Source organism: Rhizobium hidalgonense, from assembly GCF_002914525.1.
Taxonomy (GTDB): domain Bacteria; phylum Pseudomonadota; class Alphaproteobacteria; order Rhizobiales; family Rhizobiaceae; genus Rhizobium; species Rhizobium hidalgonense.
This window is the reverse complement of sequence record NZ_LODW01000046.1, coordinates 98,460-118,022: the sequence shown is the minus strand read 5'-3', so window position 1 is coordinate 118,022 and position 19,563 is coordinate 98,460. Positions and strand designations below refer to the sequence as shown.

Annotated in this window: 13 protein-coding genes and 1 pseudogene; 10 read left to right on the top strand and 4 right to left on the bottom strand. The window is 60.3% G+C overall.

Annotated elements, in window-relative coordinates; genetic code table 11:
- Positions 1-168: 168 nt before the first annotated feature.
- Entirely contained in the window at positions 169-1,491 is a 1,323-nt protein-coding gene (locus ATY29_RS08710; RefSeq protein ID WP_097535981.1) for a type II toxin-antitoxin system HipA family toxin, read from the bottom strand.
- Positions 1,481-1,765, bottom strand: coding sequence for a helix-turn-helix transcriptional regulator (locus tag ATY29_RS08705; RefSeq protein ID WP_165779411.1), 285 nt, complete (start codon positions 1,763-1,765; stop codon positions 1,481-1,483). The genes ATY29_RS08710 and ATY29_RS08705 overlap by 11 nt, the downstream gene beginning before the upstream one ends.
- A 516-nt stretch (positions 1,766-2,281) precedes the next feature.
- On the opposite strand from ATY29_RS08705, the gene ATY29_RS08700 reads away from it, so the two are divergent.
- On the top strand, positions 2,282-2,482 hold the full coding sequence (locus ATY29_RS08700) for a hypothetical protein (RefSeq protein WP_097535977.1): 201 nt from the start codon (positions 2,282-2,284) through the stop codon (positions 2,480-2,482).
- 1,404 nt (positions 2,483-3,886) lie between these two features.
- Positions 3,887-4,267 (top strand): annotated as a pseudogene (locus ATY29_RS08695) (potassium channel family protein); the annotation flags it as partial.
- Positions 4,268-4,384: 117 nt separating this feature from the next.
- Here the strand turns inward: ATY29_RS08695 and ATY29_RS08690 are convergent.
- The gene (locus ATY29_RS08690; RefSeq protein ID WP_244597376.1) at positions 4,385-5,533 is read right to left on the bottom strand and encodes a LacI family DNA-binding transcriptional regulator; all 1,149 of its coding nucleotides are present in this window, start codon (positions 5,531-5,533) and stop codon (positions 4,385-4,387) included.
- Between the two features lie 181 nt (positions 5,534-5,714).
- Between ATY29_RS08690 and ATY29_RS08685 the strand changes: the two genes are divergently transcribed.
- The 8 genes from ATY29_RS08685 (at position 5,715) to ATY29_RS08650 (ending at position 17,732) form a co-directional block, all read left to right on the top strand.
- The gene (locus ATY29_RS08685) at positions 5,715-7,640 is read left to right on the top strand and encodes an ABC transporter substrate-binding protein (protein WP_097535975.1); all 1,926 of its coding nucleotides are present in this window, start codon (positions 5,715-5,717) and stop codon (positions 7,638-7,640) included.
- Between the two features lie 85 nt (positions 7,641-7,725).
- Complete coding sequence (locus ATY29_RS08680; protein ID WP_097535973.1) at positions 7,726-9,834, top strand: family 10 glycosylhydrolase; 2,109 nt, start codon at positions 7,726-7,728, stop codon at positions 9,832-9,834.
- Positions 9,835-9,940: 106 nt separating this feature from the next.
- Positions 9,941-10,927: an ABC transporter permease gene (locus tag ATY29_RS08675; protein ID WP_097535971.1), complete on the top strand. Its 987-nt coding sequence runs from the start codon at positions 9,941-9,943 to the stop codon at positions 10,925-10,927.
- 10 nt (positions 10,928-10,937) lie between these two features.
- On the top strand, positions 10,938-12,125 hold the full coding sequence (locus ATY29_RS08670; RefSeq protein ID WP_097535969.1) for an ABC transporter permease: 1,188 nt from the start codon (positions 10,938-10,940) through the stop codon (positions 12,123-12,125).
- 10 nt (positions 12,126-12,135) lie between these two features.
- A complete protein-coding gene (locus tag ATY29_RS08665) occupies positions 12,136-13,845 on the top strand; it encodes an ABC transporter ATP-binding protein (protein ID WP_097535967.1) in 1,710 nt (569 codons plus the stop codon).
- 10 nt (positions 13,846-13,855) lie between these two features.
- Complete coding sequence (gene otnI, locus ATY29_RS08660) at positions 13,856-14,635, top strand: 2-oxo-tetronate isomerase (RefSeq protein WP_097535965.1); 780 nt, start codon at positions 13,856-13,858, stop codon at positions 14,633-14,635.
- A 7-nt stretch (positions 14,636-14,642) separates the two neighbouring features.
- Entirely contained in the window at positions 14,643-15,521 is an 879-nt protein-coding gene (locus ATY29_RS08655; RefSeq protein ID WP_097535963.1) for a 2-hydroxy-3-oxopropionate reductase, read from the top strand.
- 108 nt (positions 15,522-15,629) lie between these two features.
- Positions 15,630-17,732: a beta-galactosidase gene (locus ATY29_RS08650; RefSeq protein ID WP_097535961.1), complete on the top strand. Its 2,103-nt coding sequence runs from the start codon at positions 15,630-15,632 to the stop codon at positions 17,730-17,732.
- An 850-nt stretch (positions 17,733-18,582) separates the two neighbouring features.
- On the opposite strand, the gene ATY29_RS08645 is transcribed toward ATY29_RS08650, so the two are convergent.
- Positions 18,583-19,554, bottom strand: a complete 972-nt coding sequence (locus ATY29_RS08645; protein WP_097535959.1) for an acetylxylan esterase — start codon at positions 19,552-19,554, stop codon at positions 18,583-18,585.
- Positions 19,555-19,563: the final 9 nt, after the last annotated feature.

Sequence of the window (19,563 nt, the reverse complement as noted above, 5' to 3'; positions counted from 1 at the left end):
GCGGCTTCCTGTACCGTTTTCGGCCGGTGCAGGAAGCCCGTACTTTTCATTTCGCCATATTGCGATCGAGGAAGCTCCGGATCCGCGGTGCCAGCTCGTCCAAGACGGCGGGGCGGGGCAGACCGCCTTGGCCCGACGCGCGCCAGCCGTCGATGGAATGCCGCGCGGTCAAGCGCCCGCGCTTGCGATCAGCGCCTCCTGTGCGGCGCGAAACGTGTCGTGCAGCGCGGCCTGACCATTCATTCCCTCAAGGGCGTAACTGTTGAGAAACTGACGCCCGGCAAACAGCTTGCGATCGACCGGGCTCAGTTCGCATTCATCGCAGATGGCTTGCCACCGTTCGGCGATGGTCGCGACCTGGTGTTCGATCAGTGCGGCGGCTTCCGCTTCTTTCAGATGATAGTCCGCGGCGGCCGCGAGGCAGGTGGCGAGTGTGCTGGCGCGGCCCTGGCCTTTGATGAGCATAGCCTGTGTGGCCTCGGTGCCAGTACGGCCCTGCGGGCAGATGTCATAGGCCGGCGTCAGAGAAAGCATCTTGCCGTCCCAGAACGCTGCATGGTTGCGCGCATGGTCGTCAGTGTTGCCGGACAGCACGTTGAAGCAAATCCGTCCGTAGAGTTCCCTGAGCGTGACCTTTGGATCGGTGAAACGATGGCGAATGAGCTCGGCGAGATCCTCATAGGAAGCGTAGCGAGCCATCATCTCATCAAGGCCAAGCATGGTGAGGGCGGAGACCATGGCGTGTCTCGTCCAGCCGTCCCTGGTGCGCGTGCGGTCGAAGCGATCGATCAGGAGGACGTCCTTCTGTGCGGCGCGGGTCATCGAGACTGTTGCGGCGCTGAGGCCGCAGGCTGTCGCCAGCTTCATGGCGATGAATTCGGCCTTCACGACGCTGTATGTGTCGTTGCTGGCCGCGAACTTGGCGATGAACTTCTTCGTGCCATCTTCGATCAGCACCTTGGGGCGCGCGCCGCCGATCGACGTGCCGTGATTGAGGGCCTGGTCGAGCGCTGGTGTTAAGGGAACGCCTCTTTCGATCAAGGCTGCGGCGTCGAGGAGTTCGTCGAGCGAGGCTTGCGCGGCAATGCGGGGAACGTACTCCGTGGCCGACGCCTGGAAGTCGAGGGCGCCAATCCGGTCGGACCCTGATTGGAGCAGGAAGGTCAACTCGCTGATCTCGGGTACGCCGGCAGCGTCGGGCGTTCTGCCTGTCAACCTGTTGATGATGACGCGGCGACCCCAGGCATCGGGTGAGCCGTCGCGGATAGAGCTTGCCATGGACAAGCCGTTGATGGGCACAATGACGCCTTCCTGAATGGGGAGTTCCGGCTCATAGATGGGAATGGCGTTCTTGCGGCGCCGGTAGCTGGCGCCGTAGGTGAAGAACAGGCGCTCGCCATCCTGGTCGAGGCGGCCCGCCACCACCGGTTCCGTTGCGTCTGGCAGCCATATCCAGACATAGGCCCTTGTAGCGTCCACCCTAGAAGTCATCATCGACCTCCTTCATCGTGTGGCGGACACTCTTGGGCAGCAGGGTCAGTTTTTCGTCAAGGCGGGTATTGTGCATTTGCAGGCTGCGCTCGTCATAGTCGAACAGGCGCAAACCGACGAGTGCGCAAACTTCGAAGACGGTGCCGATCTCGGGCCCCGGCGCCCCTTTTTCGATACTGGACAGTGTTGTCCGGCTGATGCCAGCGCGGTCGGCCAACTCCTGGGCGGTAAGTCCGCGCGCAGCCCGGGCGACGCGGATCAGTTTGCCAAGCATGGCGAGGGCTTGTCGCGTGACTCTTGAATAGCTTCTCTGGCGCGGCACGTGTGTCACCCTCATGCTCAATTTTTTTGTACGCGAAAGCCTATCACGTTCAGAATTTTCGGCATTGTGCCAGGAGCTCTACGTGCAGTCAAGGTTTGTTCAGTTGATTGCACATAGGGGCATTTCCCGTCCAGTATTTTGAACAAGGAGCGCCCGCAGCGCTCAGGGGCGCCGCAGCCGAGCCGGTGGTGATGTTCTCCTATGAACTCTGACCTGCTCATCACGGCGCGAGCAGTCGGCTGTCGCCAAACGAAATCATGCTGTGACCAAATCAAGTTCACGCGGGAGAGCATTAGCAAACGGTCCCGTTCTGATGGAGGCAGCAGGCAGGATAACCGCCTGAAGGGGAGCCCCCAGGCGACGGAATGATTGGTGTGATTAACGGTAGAAATACTTCGTGTTGCGATCCTGCTTGAACATTCGCTGCCCAGCACTACCCTTCGCTCGTCGGGGAAAGTGAGGGCTATCATGATCCCATCGCCAATAGCGCAGGCGCAGAACGTGCTGGATGAAGCGGACATAGCCGTCTGCCAAAGGGTATATGACCAGATCGTCGCGCTGAAATTAATAGAGACAGATGCCGCGCGCGAAGATCTCGCAACACGGATTATCCATTCTTTCCAACACGGGGTAAAGGACGAGGACGCATTGCTGCGGCTGTTGATTTAACTGCACTCGGCGGCGGAGTTTTCGCAGCCTCTCGTGCCCGTTTCAACGCACGCTGACTCGTCCCGCCAACCAGTGCCGGGCTTTTTTGTTCGCGGTCAACATAGGATCCGGGAACCTCTTCAGGTAGTTAAGGGTTTTGACGACGGGCCGCACGGCTTCAGTATCTTGTACTGCTGCGTCAGCACCCCCTGTTCGCAGCGTCCGTGCGGCCCACAGGCGTCCGCCCCAAGGCGGTGAAACGGCTGGTGCCACAGGAACCACCGCCTCGCATTGATAGTTAACTCTTCGGATCGTTAGCTGGCGTTGCCCTGCGCTAGTCGCGATCTACCCCCTCCACGGGGTTCGGGCCGCGCAGAGGGCGATGGTCATCTCCTTCTCCAACCCTTCTGCGCGGGCTCCCGGCGTGAGACATCGCGGATTCGAAGCCGAACCGCGTGACGGAAAGTCGAGGAATATTACCACCGACTGATGCGGAATAACGGAGGGCGAGGAAGCAAGGTTTTGGCTGAACTGATCACTACCGACCTTTGTCGGCGGCGGGAAAGTGACGGCCGCCCAACGTACAGGAGACCCGTTGCTTAGGGTTTAGCAAGTGATCACTGAGCGGCCGAACTAACAATATCAAACATTGTTGCAAATTGTAGTTATATTCTCGACGGATCAAATGCTTAAAAGGGAAATTGTAGATTTTACTTTTTAGACTTGGTTAATATAAGCGTAAAACCAAATGCTTATGGAATGATATGATTGAAAGTATCGGCAAGATGTGCATTATTGTCCTTGCATCGCGGCTGGGCGCGATGCTTAGAAAACACCCCTATTACTGATCCCCGCTCATCGCGGGGTTCCTTTTTTAGCGCTCAAAGCCGTCAATGGCTGATGTATCGGTTCGAAAGCGTACGGAAACCAGACACAGCGCCCGGCGTTTAGCAGCGGGACCGCGCGCGAAAAGCTTCGCTCTGCAAAGACTTTCGTTTGGTTCGCCCCTTGCGCGGTCTCGCCTTTCCCTCGTTCCCTAATTGCCCCGTTTCGACGGGGCTATTTTTTGCGGTATTGATTCGCCAGCCAAATTAGCAACATCGCTCTCGCGGAAGCGCTGTTCAAAAACACACGCGACTTAGAACAATCTCGCAAGAGGAGAGGAAGTCTTTGCCGAAATTTCGTGAAGTCAAAGACTGGGCGCCGGGATATCTCAACGTCGCTCCGCAGCACATATGATCATGGCCGCCTGTCTGACATGCGGAGAGCAAAGGGAATTTGATAGAAGCCTGGTGCCGACCGCCATGCGGCAGCGTCTCATCAGTGAGATCGAACCGCACCTGAATTGCGCAGTACGTGGAGCGAAGGCGGGAAAGTTGAGATTGATTTGGATCTTGCCTGGAGGAAGGCGATGCGCTGGGCGCCCTTCTCAAGCCGTTGCGTGACTCGACCTTCTTCAGCCTGCTGGCAAAGGTGGTCGCGAATGAATCGCGCAATCTGATTGGCGTGACATCGGTGTTCGGCATCGTCCTTTTTGGCGCTGCGCTGGCCGGTTATATCATCGAGCGAGACGTCCAGCCCGATAGGTTCGACAGCATTCCGCAGGCGATGTGGTGGGCGGTCGTAACGCTGTCGACGACCGGCTACGGTGACGAGATCCCGCAGAGCCTTGCAGGTCGAGTTCTGGCCGGATTGGTGATGACGAGCGGGATCGGCATTTTTGCACTTTGGGCCGGCATCCTCGCCACCGGCTTCTACGAAGAGGTTCTCCGCCAACGGCGCTGGACCGCCGGGGCGGGCCGCCCAAGGAACAATTCAAGCCTGACGGCTGCGGCATTGCCGCAGCGGGTGGAGGTGACGCATTTACCGACTCATAAGGCAGGATAACGGCGCCGGCCGCGGTCGTCGTGCCGTCGAGTAGCTTCAGTGGAGCGCGACATCGCCACCAATGCTGTCGTACAAAAGCTTCCGCTCAAATCTACGAGGATCCTCCCGCCGGAGCAGTACGAAGCCATCATCTGGAGCGTATCGAGCGCGCGCTCGGCTCCCCCCCCCCAGCGTCGCCCTGGAAGGTTCGGTGCAGCCTGTGCAAGGACCAGCAGAACGGCGTTCGACGATCCGTGAGGCAATCATCACCCGCCGGGCAGGCATACCGGAGAGCCGTGGATTTTCGATGCGTTCGATGAGCAGGCGCAGGCCGACGGCGCCGGCCTCCTGCCCTTCCATTTTCACCGTCGTCAGTGGCGGCGAAATTTGGGTCGCCGGTGAAAAGTCGCCGAAGCCGACGACCGAAACATCGTCGGGGATCCGGTATCCCTGCCCCAGCAATTCGGAAACGACTGTCAACGCAAGACCGTCATGAGCGCAGAAAAAGGCCGTCGGAGGAATACCCGTCTTCTTCAGGTCCCGGAATGCCGCGCCAAAGCCGTTTTGCTCATCGAACTCCAAGACCTGCAAGGAGACGTCCTCGTGCCGCTCGGCGATCTCACGCGCCCCATAAAACCGCTCACGCCGCCCGCGGAAGCCGGGTGAGCCGCTGACATAGACGATTGATCGATGGCCGAGGCCAACCAGATATTGAAGCACCGCCTGCCCCGCCTCATGGTCTGTCCCAGTGATCTGATCAGCCTCTTCCAGCGGATCGACCCATCCGAAACGCACGATCGGTATGCCGGTTGCCGTTGCCGCCGCCACTGCTTCGCGATCATGCGGACCGACAAGCATCAGGCCCGAGCATGCGTGCGCCAATTCCTCAAGTTGCCCGGCGCTATGCGTCCAGCGGATGCGCAGCGCCATCCCCAGCCTGTGCGCCTCGCGCTGGACGCCGTTCTGGATCTGCATGTAAAGCTCGCTGTTAACGGCATCGAGATCGTGGAACACGACGGCAATGTCGTTTGACTGCGATTGGCCGGCAGGACGCGTGTATCCCAGCCGCTCGGCCGTTGCGCGAATGAGCGCGCGCGTTTCCTCGCTGACGCCGCTCTTGCCTGCCAGCGAGCGGGAGACGGCAAATTTGGAGAGGCCGACCTCTTGCGCGATCGTTTGTAAGGTAGTCCGCCCACGTTTTCCCACTCTCCACCTCGTCCATGACCGCTGCAGCCCGTTCGCTACACGTTTCACGCGGCAAACGCAACTTTCCTACTAATAAAACATAACGCTTTACCTAACGATATCCAACTGTATTCTTCTCTTCGGTCCGCTTTGATAGGCAAAAATCACAGGAGAGCGGACGATTTCTGGAGGAGAACCCCCTATGATCAAGCTGAAACGTCGTGCGTTTCTGGCCGGGACTTCGGCCGTTCTGATCCTGCCCGCACTGCCTGCGCTAGCGGCGGATTACAAAGAAGCCGCTATCCTGAAGGACAAGGTTTCGGGCGGCGCATTGCCGCCGCTGAAAGATCGACTGCCCGAAAATCCCCTGGTCATCAAGCCGGTGGATAGTATCGGCAAGTACGGCGGCGACTGGAACATGGCCCTTGTCGGCGGCGGTTCGCTCTCCATGTTGTTCCGTTATCAGGCCTACGAGCCACTCCTGCGCTACACGCCCGATTGGTCGGGCGTGACGCTCAACGTTGCCGAAGCCTTTGACGGCAACGCGGATTCCACCGAATATACCATCCGTCTGCGCAAGGGCATGAAGTGGTCGGACGGACAACCTTACACCACAGCCGATGTGAAATTCTGGTACGACACGATTCTCACGGACAAGCGCGTGGCCGTGAACGGCCAGGGTCATTGGAAGACATCAGGCAAGCCGGCCAAGCTCGAAATCATCGACGAACAGACGTTTAAAGTTATGTTCGCTAAACCTAACGGTATGTTCCCGCTTCAGGTCGCCTGGGCCAATAGCGATCACACGACCCGCTGTCCCAAGCATTATCTCGAGCAGTTCCATATCGACTATAATCCGAAGGCTGACGAGCTCGCCAAGCAGCGCGGCTTCGAGAGCTGGATCGCCGCCTTCCAATCCGCCTCCGGCTTTCAGGACGACAACGCCTTCTTCCTGAACTCCTCGAAAAAGCCCTGCCTGCATGCCTGGATGTTCACCGTCGCCCCAGGCGAGAATACCGAACGCGCCATTGCCGAGCGCAATCCCTTCTACTGGAAGGTTGATACGGAGGGGAACCAGCTCCCTTATATGGACCGCATCGTCTACCAAATGGTCGCAGATCCTCAAGTTCTGCTCTTGAAGGCCATGCAGGGAGAGATCGACCTGATGGACCAGTATATCGCAACACCGAACAACAAGTCGGTTCTCTACGATGCGCGTGAGCAGGGCAAATATGATTTCTACACACTGACTTCGACCGAAGCCAATGTGATGAACTTCATCTTCAACCTGAACCACAATGACGAGACCAAGCGAAAGCTCTTCCGCAACAAGGATTTCCGTGCAGCACTCTCACTGGCGCTCGATCGCCAGTCGCTGATCGATGCCGTACTCGTTGGCCAGGGCGCTCCCGCCCAGCCATCGATCAAGCCGGGCGATCCGCTCTACAACGAGCAGCTCGCGACGCAGTTCACGAGCTATGATGTCGACAAGGCGAATGCCATGCTTGATCAGCTCGTTCCGAAGCGTGACGACCAGAATTTCCGGCTGGACGAAAAGGGCCGCCGGCTGACGGTGATCTTCGAAATCGACCAGGCACGCGCTGTCTTCCTCGATCTCTTCCAGCTCGTCATCCCGATGTTCCAGGCCGTCGGCATCGATGCGCAGATGCGCACCATGGATCGGTCGCTCTGGGAAACCCGCGTCCGCCAGGGGCGCGATTTTGACGCTACGGCCCACCAGTTTGGCGCCAATGGCGGCGTGGCCGCCATGCTCGATCCGCGCTATTACGTGCCGACGGATTCGAACGCTATGTATGCGCCGGCCTGGCAGCTCTGGTATCTCGACCGCAACAACGCCAATGCGGAAGAGCCGCCGGAAGAGACCAAGAAGCAGCTTGAGCTCTACGACAAGCTGAAATCGACCTCCGATCCGGCCGCACAGCAGGAGGTCATGAAGCAGATCCTGCAGGGTGCGGCTGACAACTTCTATGTTTTTGGCATTTCCCTGCCCCCGGATGGCTACGGCATCGTCAAGAACAATATGAAGAACATCACGAAGACGATGCCGAACTCATTCGGTTGGCCGACGCCTGCTCCCACCATGCCGGAGCAGTTCTACAAGGTCTGATGGCCTTTGACAGCCATGAATGCGAGGCGCCGGCTCTGCCAGCCGGCGCCAAGGTCCCTCATTGCCCAGCGGTTGGATGAAGACGATGCTCGACGCCAGAAGACAGAATAGCGACACCCTGCGCACCCCGAACTGGTTCAAGACCGCAACACGGTGGACCCAGCTCACCTTCGTGGAGGACGATCCGGAAAAATATGATCCGGCCTTCTGGGTCGACGTTTTCAAACGCACGAAATCCAACGCGGTATGCCTCAGCGCCGGCGGCTACATCGCCTATTATCCGAGCGAGGTCCCCTATCACTATGTGAGCAAATATCTGGGCGATAAGGACATCTTCGGCGCGCTCGTCGATGCCGCCCGAAAGCTCGACATGCATGTCATGGCCCGAGTCGACCCACACGCAATCCACGACGATGCCGCCAAGGCACATCCCGAATGGGTGATGATTAATGCCGACGGCACACCGCGCCGCCACTGGGCCTATCCGGATGTCTGGGTGACCAATGCCTATGGCGATTACAACACCGTCTTCATGCCTGACGTCGTCAAGGAGATCGTTCGCAAATACGATATCGACGCCGTCTTCGCCAATCGCTGGCAGGGCCATGGCGTCGATTACAGCGAAGACAGCGCGCGCCGCTTCAAGGATATGTTCGGCCACGACCTGCCGAAAAAGCCGGATGCCGAAGACCCGGCCTGGCAGGCCTGGGTGCAGTGGCGCCGCCGCGTACTGACCGACATGATTGCCCAGTGGGACGATGCGGTCAAAGCGATCCGCCCGCATGCGAGCTTCATCCCGAACATGGGCGGCGCCTCGCTGATGGAATTCGACCTCTCGGTCATCGCCAAACATTGCCCCTTCCTCGTTGTCGACCATCAGGGCCGTAAAGGCCTCGAACTCGGCTGGTCGGCCGGCCGCAACGGCAAGCGCATCCGCGCCACCTTCCCCGATCGCCCCGTCGTGCTCATCACGTCGATCGGCCCGGAGGAGGAATACCGCTGGAAGGACGCGGTCACCTCGGGCGAGGAAATGCAGCTGTGGATCAATGACGGTACGGCCCATGGCCTCTATGCCTGGTTCACCAAGTTCAACGGCGTCGTGCCGGACAAGCGCTGGGTAGAACCGGTCGCCGACGCCTTTGCACTACAGGCAGCCGTCGAGCCGGTCCTCGAAAGCATGCAGCCGGCCGCCGAACTCGCCGTCGTTGATCCTTCGACCACCCTTCGCCACTGGTCGCCGGAAGAGCGGACCAATGCCGAGAAGCACGATCTCGGCTTCTATCACGCGCTCGTCGAAGCCCGCCTGCCCTTCGAGCTTCTCTCGGATCAGGTTCTGACCAAGGAAAATCTCGACCGTTTCAAAGTAATCATCCTCGCCAACGCTTCCTGCCTTTCCGATGCGCAGAACGAGGCGATCCGGGCCTATGTCGAACGTGGCGGCAGCGTCGTCGCTTCCTACGAAACCTCACTCCGCGATGAATTCGGCAAGAAGCGCAACGAATTCGGCCTTTCGGATGTGCTGGGCGCCAAGTTCGTGTCCGGCCCGCGCGGCATCGTCAAGAACACCTATGTGGCACTGTCAGGCGCTCATCCTGTTAATCAGGGCTATGAGGGTGCCGAGCGCATCATGGGCGGCACGCGCCTCATTCATGCCGACCCGACCGGCAATGCGACAGCGCCCTTCCTCTATGTGCCCGATTTCCCGGACCTGCCGATGGAAGAGGTCTATCCTCGCAAAGCGCCGGAAGGTGCTGCAGTCATCGCCCGCGAAACCGGCAAGGGCGGTCGTACGGTCTATATCCCCTGGAATATCGGGGAGATCTTCTGGGAAGTCTTCGCGGTGGACCATGGCAAGCTCATCAGCAATGCGGTCAGCTGGGCGCTCGGCAAGACCCCGCGCGTCACGGTCGAAGGTCCCGGCGTCATCGATATGGCACTGCGCGACAGTGCCGAAGGTATCGCGGTCAGTCTCTTCAACCTCACCAACCCGATGATGATGAAGGGGCCTATACGCGAGAATTATCCTCTGGCGGCCCAGACGGTGTCAGTGGAAATTCCTAAGGGCAGGTCGCTAGCCAAGGCATGGCTCACCGTTACCGACCGCGCCGCAAACTTCAGCGTCAAGGATGGCCGCGCACAGGTGGAAGTGCCTGATATCGAGCGGCTGGAGGTGGTGCACCTCACCTGGAAATGAGGTGTCGAGACAAGGAAGAGCGTTTTCGGCCTGAAGGGCCGAAAGCGGATGGAGATCCGAAGGAAGCGCCTGACCGGGCGCTCTCAACGGGAGGAGAAACATTTCGATGCATGGCTATATCTTCAAGCGCGTGCTCTACATGATCCCGACCTTGTTCGGCATGTCGCTGATCTCGTTCCTGATCATCCAGCTGCCGCCGGGTGATTACCTGACCTCAATGATCGCGACGATGAGCGACAGCGGCCAGGCCGTCGATCCCGCGCAGATCGAGCGGTTGAAGGAGATCTACGGCTTCGACGACCCCTTCTATATCCAGTATCTCAAATGGATCTGGGGCATCGTCAGTCGCGGTGATTTCGGCTGGTCCTTCGAATGGAACCAGCCAGTCTCAGGCCTCATCTGGGCGCGCATGGGCTCGACGCTGGTCATCTCGCTTCTGAGCCTGCTCTTCGTCTGGATCGTCGCCCTGCCGATCGGCATCTATTCGGCCGTGCGCCGCCACTCGATCAGCGACCACGTCTTCACCTTTTTCGGCTTCATCGGCCTTGCGGTACCGAACTTCATCCTGGCGCTGACATTGATGTATGTCGCCTACCGCTACCTCGGCCAGAGCGTCGGCGGCCTCAACTCCCCCGAATTTGCCGACGCGCCCTGGAGCCTCGCCAAGGCAGGCGATTTCCTCGCCCATCTCTGGATCCCAATCATCATCATCGGCGCGTCGGGCACCGCCGCCATGATCCGCATCCTGCGCGCCAACCTGACGGACGAACTGCACAAGCCCTATGTCATCACCGCCCGCGCCAAAGGCCTGCCGGAATACAAGGTGATCCTGAAATATCCAGTGCGCATAGCGCTGAACCCCTTCGTCTCGGCGATCGGCTGGGTACTACCCCATCTCGTCTCCGGCGTGACAATTACCGCCATCGTCCTGAATTTGCCGACCGCCGGCCCGCTGCTCTTCCGTGCGCTGGTCTCGCAGGACATGTACCTCGCCGGCAGCTTCATCCTGCTGCTCTCGGCGTTGACCCTCGTCGGCATGCTCCTGTCGGACCTGTTGCTTGCGCTGCTCGATCCGCGCATCCGGTTCAATTGAGGAGGCGCCGATGACCCACGAAACATTCGCGCCCCATAGCGGTCCTCTCAACATCGTTTCCGAAGGACCCTCGATCAGCCCGCTGAAACAGGGCAAAACCGTATCGACCGCAGCCATCGGTCCCTGGCGGCTGGTCGCCGGCAAGCTGATCCGCCAGAAGGTGGCGATGGTCGCCGGCGTGATCATCCTCCTGCTCTATCTCATCGGTCTCTTTGCCGAATTCCTGGCGCCTTCCCTGCCCGCGACCTCCAAGCCGCAATATACCTACGCGCCGCCGCAAGGCCTCAGCTTCTTTGTCAACAAACCGGATGGCAGCTCGGAATTCAATTTCCATGTCAAAGGCTACAAGGTGGAGATCGAAAAGGTTGCGTTGAGGCGCACCTTTGTCGTCGACGACAACAAGGTCGTGCCGATCGGCTTCTTCGTCAAAGGTCCGGCCTACAAGCTCTGGGGCCTGGTCCCGATGAACAGGCATTTCATCGGCCCGATCAACCCTGCTGATCCCATGTACCTGCTCGGCGCCGATCGCCTCGGCCGCGACGTTCTCACGCGGCTGATCTACGGCACCCGCATTTCCATGTCGATCGGCCTCGTCGGCGTCGCCATGTCGCTCGTCCTCGGCGTCGTGCTTGGCTCTATCTCCGGCTTCTACGGAGGCTGGGTGGATACGCTGATCCAGCGCGTCATCGAAGTCGTCAGCGCCATGCCGACCATCCCGCTGTGGCTCGGCCTTGCCGCGGCGATCCCGCTCACATGGTCGCCCGTCAACGTCTATTTCGTCATCACCATCATTGTCTCGCTGCTTGGCTGGACCAGTCTTGCCCGCGAAGTGCGCGGCCGCTTTCTGGCGCTGCGCGGCGAGGATTTCGTTACTGCCGCAAAGCTTGACGGCTCAAGCGAGGCGCGGCTGATCTTCCGCCATATCCTGCCGTCGCTGACGAGCCATATCCTGGCTGTCGTCACGCTCGCCGTGCCGACGATGATCGTGGCGGAGACCTCGCTCTCCTTCCTCGGCATCGGCCTCAAGCCGCCTGTTGTCAGCTGGGGCGTGCTGCTGCAGGACGCCCAGAATATCCGCACGGTCGCAACCGCGCCCTGGCTGCTGATCTGGCCGTCTCTGGCGGTAGTCGTTGCCGTCCTGTCCTTCAACTTCTTCGGCGACGGCCTGCGCGACGCAGCCGATCCCTATGACAATTGAGGAGGAAGCCATGACCGATCTTCCAGAAGATGTCGTCCTCTCGGTTGAAAATCTCTCCATCGATTTCCGGCTGCGCACGCATATCCTGCATGCCGTCGAGGATGTCAGTTTCGAGCTGAAGCGTGGCCAGACGCTCTGCCTCGTCGGCGAAAGCGGCTCGGGCAAGAGTGTGACCGCCCGCTCACTGCTGCAGATCGTCGACAAGCCCGGCACCATCGTCGGTGGCCGCATCCTGCTGCGCAACGGCGGCGAGATCACCGACATCGCCACCCTCGGACCCGGCAGCCGCGCCATGAGGGAGATCCGCGGCCGGCGCATCGGCCTCATCTTCCAGGAGCCGATGAGTTCGCTCTCGCCGGTCCACACGATCGGCTCGCAGATCGTCGAGGCGATCCGCATGCACAGTGATCTCGACAAGAAGGCAGCGCGTACCCGCATGGTCGAGCTGCTGCGCCAGGTCGAAATCCCAAACCCCGACAAGATGGCCGACCGCTACACCTTCGAATTCTCGGGCGGCATGCGCCAGCGCGCCATGATCGCCATGGCTCTTGCCGGCAATCCCGATATCCTGATCGCCGACGAGCCGACCACCGCACTCGACGTAACGACGCAGGCCGAAATCCTCGACCTCATCAAGCGCCTGCAGGTCGATCGCGGCATGGCGATGTTGCTCATCACCCATGATATGGGCGTGGTCGCCGAAGTGGCAGATGATGTCGCCGTCATGCGCTTCGGCCGTATCGTCGAGCGCGGTCCGGTCGATGCCATCTATCATGCCGCGACCCATCCCTACACACGCCAGTTGCTGGCCTCGACCGTGAAGCTGACACATCATGTCGAAGGCAGGCGGCCGGCAATCGCCTTGTCTTCGCAGGCACCGCAACCGATCCTGTCTGTGCGCAATCTCAGCAAGACCTTCGGCTGGCACGGCAATGCCAACACGCTACGCGCCGTCGATGACGCCAATTTCGACCTCTATCCCGGCGAGAACCTCGGCATTGTCGGAGAGAGCGGTTCCGGCAAGACGACACTCGGCCGCCTGATCCTGCGTACCGTCGAGCCAACGACCGGCACGATCCTCTACCGCGGGAAGGATGGCGGCGAGACCGATCTTAACAAGCTCGGCAAGAAGGACCTGCGCAACTTCCACCGCGAAGTCCGTCTCGTCTTCCAGGATCCTTTCGCCTCGCTCAACCCGCGCATGACCGTCAAGGAAGTGATCGGCGATCCACTGATCGTCAACGGCCTCGCCAAGGGCAAGGCCCTGGAGGACCGTGTCGCCGAGCTGATGCGCCTCGTCGGCCTCGATCCGATGGGCATGGAGCGCTATCCGCACGCCTTCTCGGGCGGCCAGCGCCAGCGCATCGGCATTGCTCGCGCCCTTGCACTCGATCCGCGCATCATCATCGCCGATGAAGCGACCTCCGCGCTCGACGTATCCATCCGCAGCCAGATCCTCGACCTGCTGCTCGATATCCGCCAGCGGCTGAACCTGAGCTTCATCTTCATTTCTCACGACATTTCGGTGGTACGCTACTTCTGTGATCGCGTTGCCGTCATGCATCGCGGCAAGATCGTCGAACTCGGCGAGGCCGAGCAGATCTGCACCGCGCCGCAGGAGGTCTATACGAAGAGCCTCATTTCAGCCGTTCCCAATCCCGACCCACGCGACAAACGCATGCTGCACCGGCACCGGTTCGTCGCTCCCGCCAATGCCTGAGGACGTTCCAGTGCCGAAATTTTCCGCCAACCTTTCCCTCCTCTACCAGGACATAGCCTTCCTCGATCGTTTCGCCGCCGCTGCAAAAGACGGCTTTGGCGCGCTCGAATATCTCGGCCCCTATACCGAGCCAAAAGAAAAGGTCGCCGATGCGCTCAAGGCAAACGGCCTGAAACAGGCGCTCTTCAATGTTCCCTCCGGCGACTGGGCCGGCGGCCAACGTGGCATTGCCTGCCTGCCGGATCGTATCGCGGAGTTCCGCGCCGGCATCTCGCTGGCCCTCGATTACGCCAAGGCGCTTGCCTGCCCGCAGGTCAACGTCATCTCCGGCCTCGTGCCGAAAGGTTCCGATCTCGAAACGCTGGAAAAGGTTCTGGTCGAGAATCTGAAATATGCCGTTCAGCGCACCGCCGATGCCGGCGTGAAGCTCTTGATCGAGCCGATCAACCTGCGCGACATCCCGGGCTTCTTCTTGTCGACGACCAACCACGCTGAGCGCATCCTCGAAAAGGTCGCATCCGACAATCTCTACATCCAGTATGATTTCTACCACATGCAGATCATGCAGGGCGACCTGATCCCGACCTTCATCCGGCTGAAGGACAGGATTGCCCATGTGCAGATCGCCGACAATCCCGGCCGCAACGAACCTGGCACGGGTGAGATCAATTACGGCTTCGTCCTCTCCGAACTCGACCGCCTCGGCTACGACGGCTGGGTCGGCTGCGAATACAAGCCGAAGGCTGACACCAGCGAGGGCCTTGGCTGGATGAAACCCTATCGGAAGTGAGCAAGACGTGAATATCGGTTTTATCGGACTGGGCGTCATGGGCCGCCCGATGGCGGAACACCTGATCGATGCCGGCCATACGCTGCACCTGAGCCGCGTGAAAGAAGCCTCGCGGCACCTCGTCACCAAGGGCGGCAAGGCCGCCCATAGCGCCAAGGCTGTCGCAGAAGCCTCCGACATCATCATCCTGATGCTGCCGGATACGCCCGATGTAGAAGCCGTGCTCTTCGCAGGAGGAGACGGCGTAGCCTTTGGCCTCTCGGCCGGCAAGCTCGTCATCGACATGAGTTCGATCTCGCCTGTCGCCACCAAGGACTTTGCCAGGCGCATCGAAGCGCTCGGCTGCGACTATGTCGATGCTCCGGTCTCCGGCGGCGAAGTCGGCGCCAAGGCCGCTTCGCTGACGATCATGGCCGGCGGCAAGGATGAGGCTTTCGAGCGAGCCAGGCCACTCTTCGAAAAGATGGGCAAGAATATCACGCTGGTCGGCGGCGTCGGTGATGGCCAGACCGCCAAGCTCGCCAACCAGATCATCGTCGGGCTGACGATCGAGGCCGTCTCCGAAGCGCTGCTCTTTGCCAAACGCGCCGGCGCCGATCCGGCCAAGGTGCGCGCAGCCTTGATGGGCGGATTTGCCGCCTCGCGCATTCTCGAAGTGCACGGCGAGCGCATGGTCAAGGAGACCTTCGACCCCGGCTTCCGTATCCGATTGCACCGCAAGGACATGACGCTTGCCGTCGATGCAGCCCGCGCGCTTGATCTGTCCTTGCCGAACACGGCTGCCACACAGCAACTCATGAATGCCGCTGTTGCCAATGGCGACGGCGAACGCGACCATTCCGCCCTTATCCGCACGCTCGAGCTCCTCGCCGGAGGGCCGCGCTAGATCAAGACCACCTAGAACACCCGGACGACATCTTCGATTGCCTTCCACCGGAGCCCTTTTTTCCGGATGGCGAAGCCATGTCCGGACATCGATAGAAAGGACAGGACAATGCTCAGAAACGATATCCAATTCCCTTATGGCGCCGTCTATTTCCGCAAGTCCAATCCGCCGCGCGACGACTGGGAACGCGACTACGCGACAGCAGGCGAAGACGGCCTGAACATCTTCCGCCACTGGTTCATGTGGAGCGCCATCGAAGTGGCGCCCGGCGTCTACGACTGGGAAGAATATGACCGCCAGCTCGATCTTGCCGCGAAAAACGGCATCAAGACGATTATTGCCGAACTCATTCATGCGGTGCCGGATTGGGCCGTGCGCAAATATGCCGATGCGCTGCAGGTCAATGCCGACGGCACCAAGCTCGGCTCCTCCATGGGTGTATCGGCGGCAACCGGCGGCTTTTCCAACAATGGCGGCGGCGCCGGTGCGCTGACGCTGAACTGCCCGGAAGTGAAGGAAGCGGCCGGCAATTTCTTGACCGCGCTTGCCACCCGTTACAAGGACCATCCGGCGATCTATGGCTACGACGTCTGGAATGAGTGCAACTATTCCGCCGATGTCGATTACAGCAGCTATGCCAAAGCCGCCTTCCGCAGATGGCTGGAGAAGAAATACGGCAGCCTGAAAGTCCTCGCCAAAGCCTGGCACCGCTACAGCTATGCCGAATGGGAGGATATCGAGCCGCCGGTCCATATGGCGCCCTATCCTGAATGCATCGACTGGCTGCAGTTCAAGCGCGACAATTTCTATAATCAGATGCAATGGCGCATCGATACGATCCGCGCGGTCGACCAGAAGAACGTCATTGCCGCCCACGGTATTTCGGGCTCGATCCCGAACATGGTCGCCAATGGCTGCGACGACTGGCTTGCCGCTTCCAAGGTCGAAATCTACGGTTTCACCTGGATCCAGGCCCGCAAGGGTACCGAGCCGTGGAAGACCTGGTACGGGGTCGACATCAACCGAGCCGCCGCCCGCGGCAAACCCTTCTGGCATGCGGAGCGTCAGGGCGGTCCGCTCTGGCTGCAGCCGCAGGTGATCGGCCGGGACAAGGAGGACGGCCGCGTCGCCGAGCCCGAGGACATCCGCATCTGGAGTATGACGTCCTTTGCCGGCGGCGCGCGCGGCGTGCTGAACTTGCGCTGGCGTCCGCTGCTCGACGGGCCGCTCTTCGGCGCCTTCGGCGCCTATGGCATGGACGGCAGCCGCACGCCACGTTCGGACATGCAGAGTGGAATGGCGAAATGGGCGAACGATCCGGCGCAGGCAGTGCTTTGGGAAGCCAAGCCGGTGCGTGGCGAGGTGGGCATCCTCGTCGTCCGCGAAACGCAGGAATGGGATTACCTGTTGAACTATGACCGCAAGGAAAAGCCCTATCCCGAAGCCATGTGGGGCGCTTACCGCGCCTTCCTCGAACAGGGTCTGCAACCGGATTGGGTCCACATCGACGATATCGACTCCTATGACTTTCTCTATTTCCCTTACCCGATCATGTTCACCGCCGAACAGGCGGCACGCCTGAAAACCTGGGTGGAGAAAGGCGGCACGCTCATTTCCGAAGCCTGCCCCGGCTACTTCGGCGACCGTGGTCATGTCGGCCAGGTGCAGCCCAATCTGGGGCTCGATGAGGTCTTCGGAGTGCGCGAGGAAGACGTTGAATTCATGCCCGACATCGGCCACCGTATCCGTTTCAAGGTCGGCGACATAGCCGTCGATGGCGGAGGCCTGCTGCAATCTTACCGCCTCACAAGCGGCACGGGGCGCGGCTATTTCGACGATGGGCGCCTTGCAGTCGTCGAAAGTCGCTTTGGCAAGGGCCGCACCTTGCTTATCGGAACCAATCCCTCTGTCGCCTTCTATCGCACGGACGGCAGGTCCAATGCCGCTTTTTTTGCCGGGCTTGTGGCCTGGAGCGCCAGGACGCGGCACGTAACCTTGTCAAACGAAGCGATCTTTGCTCGCATCCACAGGGGGGAGAGCGCAAGCTTCCTATGGCTGGTCAACCCGACACGCCAGAACCAGACAACATCAGTCAGCCTCGCTGAAGGAAAGCTCTCGGGCGCGAAGGCCGCCTGGCCGCCTGAATTTGCGTATGATGCGGACCGGCTCGAAGTGCCGGCGCGAGACGTGTTGATCCTGCCGCTATCGTAGCCAGCAGTGAACGAGATGAACTGGGCCGGACGGATGCAGGCAGTGATCCAGCATCCGTCGGCCACTCCTCAACTCCGTTTCGGTGGTTGACGCATTTGCAAATGGCTCTTTCTTGCAAGTTGAAAGGAGTCGAACGACAGACCAGCAAGTTGAGATCGCCACATATCCCTTCTTTTTGAAATCGCGACTCGTGACGACTTCGACGGAATTTACCTCGGTGAAGTAGCCCTTTTCTTCAGTGCTCCTGATGCCCTCACCGATCCAGAATCGTCTTCAGCACGCGGCTTAGCGCGCCTTCGGGATCGGCGACCGCCTCCTCCGCGCGCCAGGCGACATGGTGGCCGGCCGGACCAGCAAGGCGCCGGAATCGCGGACTTCGCGGGCAGGAGGACCGTAGCGGCAGCGACCAGTTGCGTCGTCAGCGCTACGATCGGGTCCGCGGGCAGGCGCACTCGCCGTGCCCAAAGCGACCCGCCGGCCCAGCATCCTGGCGCAGCGAGCATCAGCGCAGCACCGACTGGAGAGAATCTGCCGCTGTGCGGAGTGAACCAAGTCATGAGCACAAGACCCGTGAAGCCGAGCGCGATGCGAGGCGTACATGTTCCTCGACTGCATGCTTTCTGGTAAGGGCTATGAGGCTTTCCTCGAAGCCGGTGGAACGAACCTGGTTTTCAAAGAAAGGCAAGTCCTTGACCACAACACCCGACCCGAAAGATATCTAACAGGCGGGTCAATTCTTGGCGCAAATCCCGGGTCAACTCTCAGCACCCTCGAACTCTGCTCAGTTACAGGCGATGATGCGGCCTTGGGATAGGCCCCGTCATCTCTGACAGCCATCGACAGCCCGGCATCAATCGATACCGAAGAGTTCTCCGAGCCAGAACATTTGTTCGCGGTCGTGGTAGGCCCCACCGCCCTCGTGATTGTTGAAATCGTATTCAACCATTCGCTTGTCCCCTGCATAAGCGTTGAACGCCGCGTACACTGTCGAGGGTGGACAGACTTCGTCCATCATGGCGACGGAGAAGAGTGCCCGCGCTTTCGAAAACCGGGCGAAATTCACGCAGTCAAAATAGGTTAGCGTCTCGAAGACTCTATCCCTCTTGTCGCGATGCCGAGCCAGAAACCCCACGATCTCGGTATAGGGTTCCCGGAGCGCGACCTGGACCGCACGCGGAAAGTCACACAGAAAAGGTACATCCGCCATAACAGCTTTAATCCGCGGATCAAGACCGGCGGCGGCGATCGACATCCCGCCGCCCTGGCTGTCGCCGCAGACGGCAATACGCTCGGCATCGATGAACGGCAGATCGATCAGGGCATCGACAGCGCGCACGCAGTCGGTCAGAAGCCGCCGGTAATAATAGTCGTTCCTGTCAAGAACGCCGCGCGTCATAAAGCCGGGGAAGGCTGCCGTGGAGCCGACCGGATCTGCCGTATCGCCGACGCTCCATTCGCCGCCCTGACCACGTGTGTCCATGCGGAAATAAGCATAGCCGGAGGCCGCCCAGTGCAACTGCTCGTGTGGCAGGCCTCGGCCGCCGCCATAACCGATATACTGGATCACGAGTGGAAGGCGCCCTTCTCGTATCGCCGGCATGATAAGCCACCCCTTGATCGGATGACCCCCGAAACCTGGAAAAGTCACATCATAGGTCTCGACCACCTTCAGCGAGGTCTCGGCTCTTCTCAGGTCGACAGCCCCACCCGCGCTTCGCGCCTCAGCGATCGTGGACGCCCAAAACTCAACGAAGTCGTCAGGCATCACAACCTTGCTTTCATAAGCGCCCAATTCGGGATGTACGAGATCGGCAATCGGCATGTTCGCCTC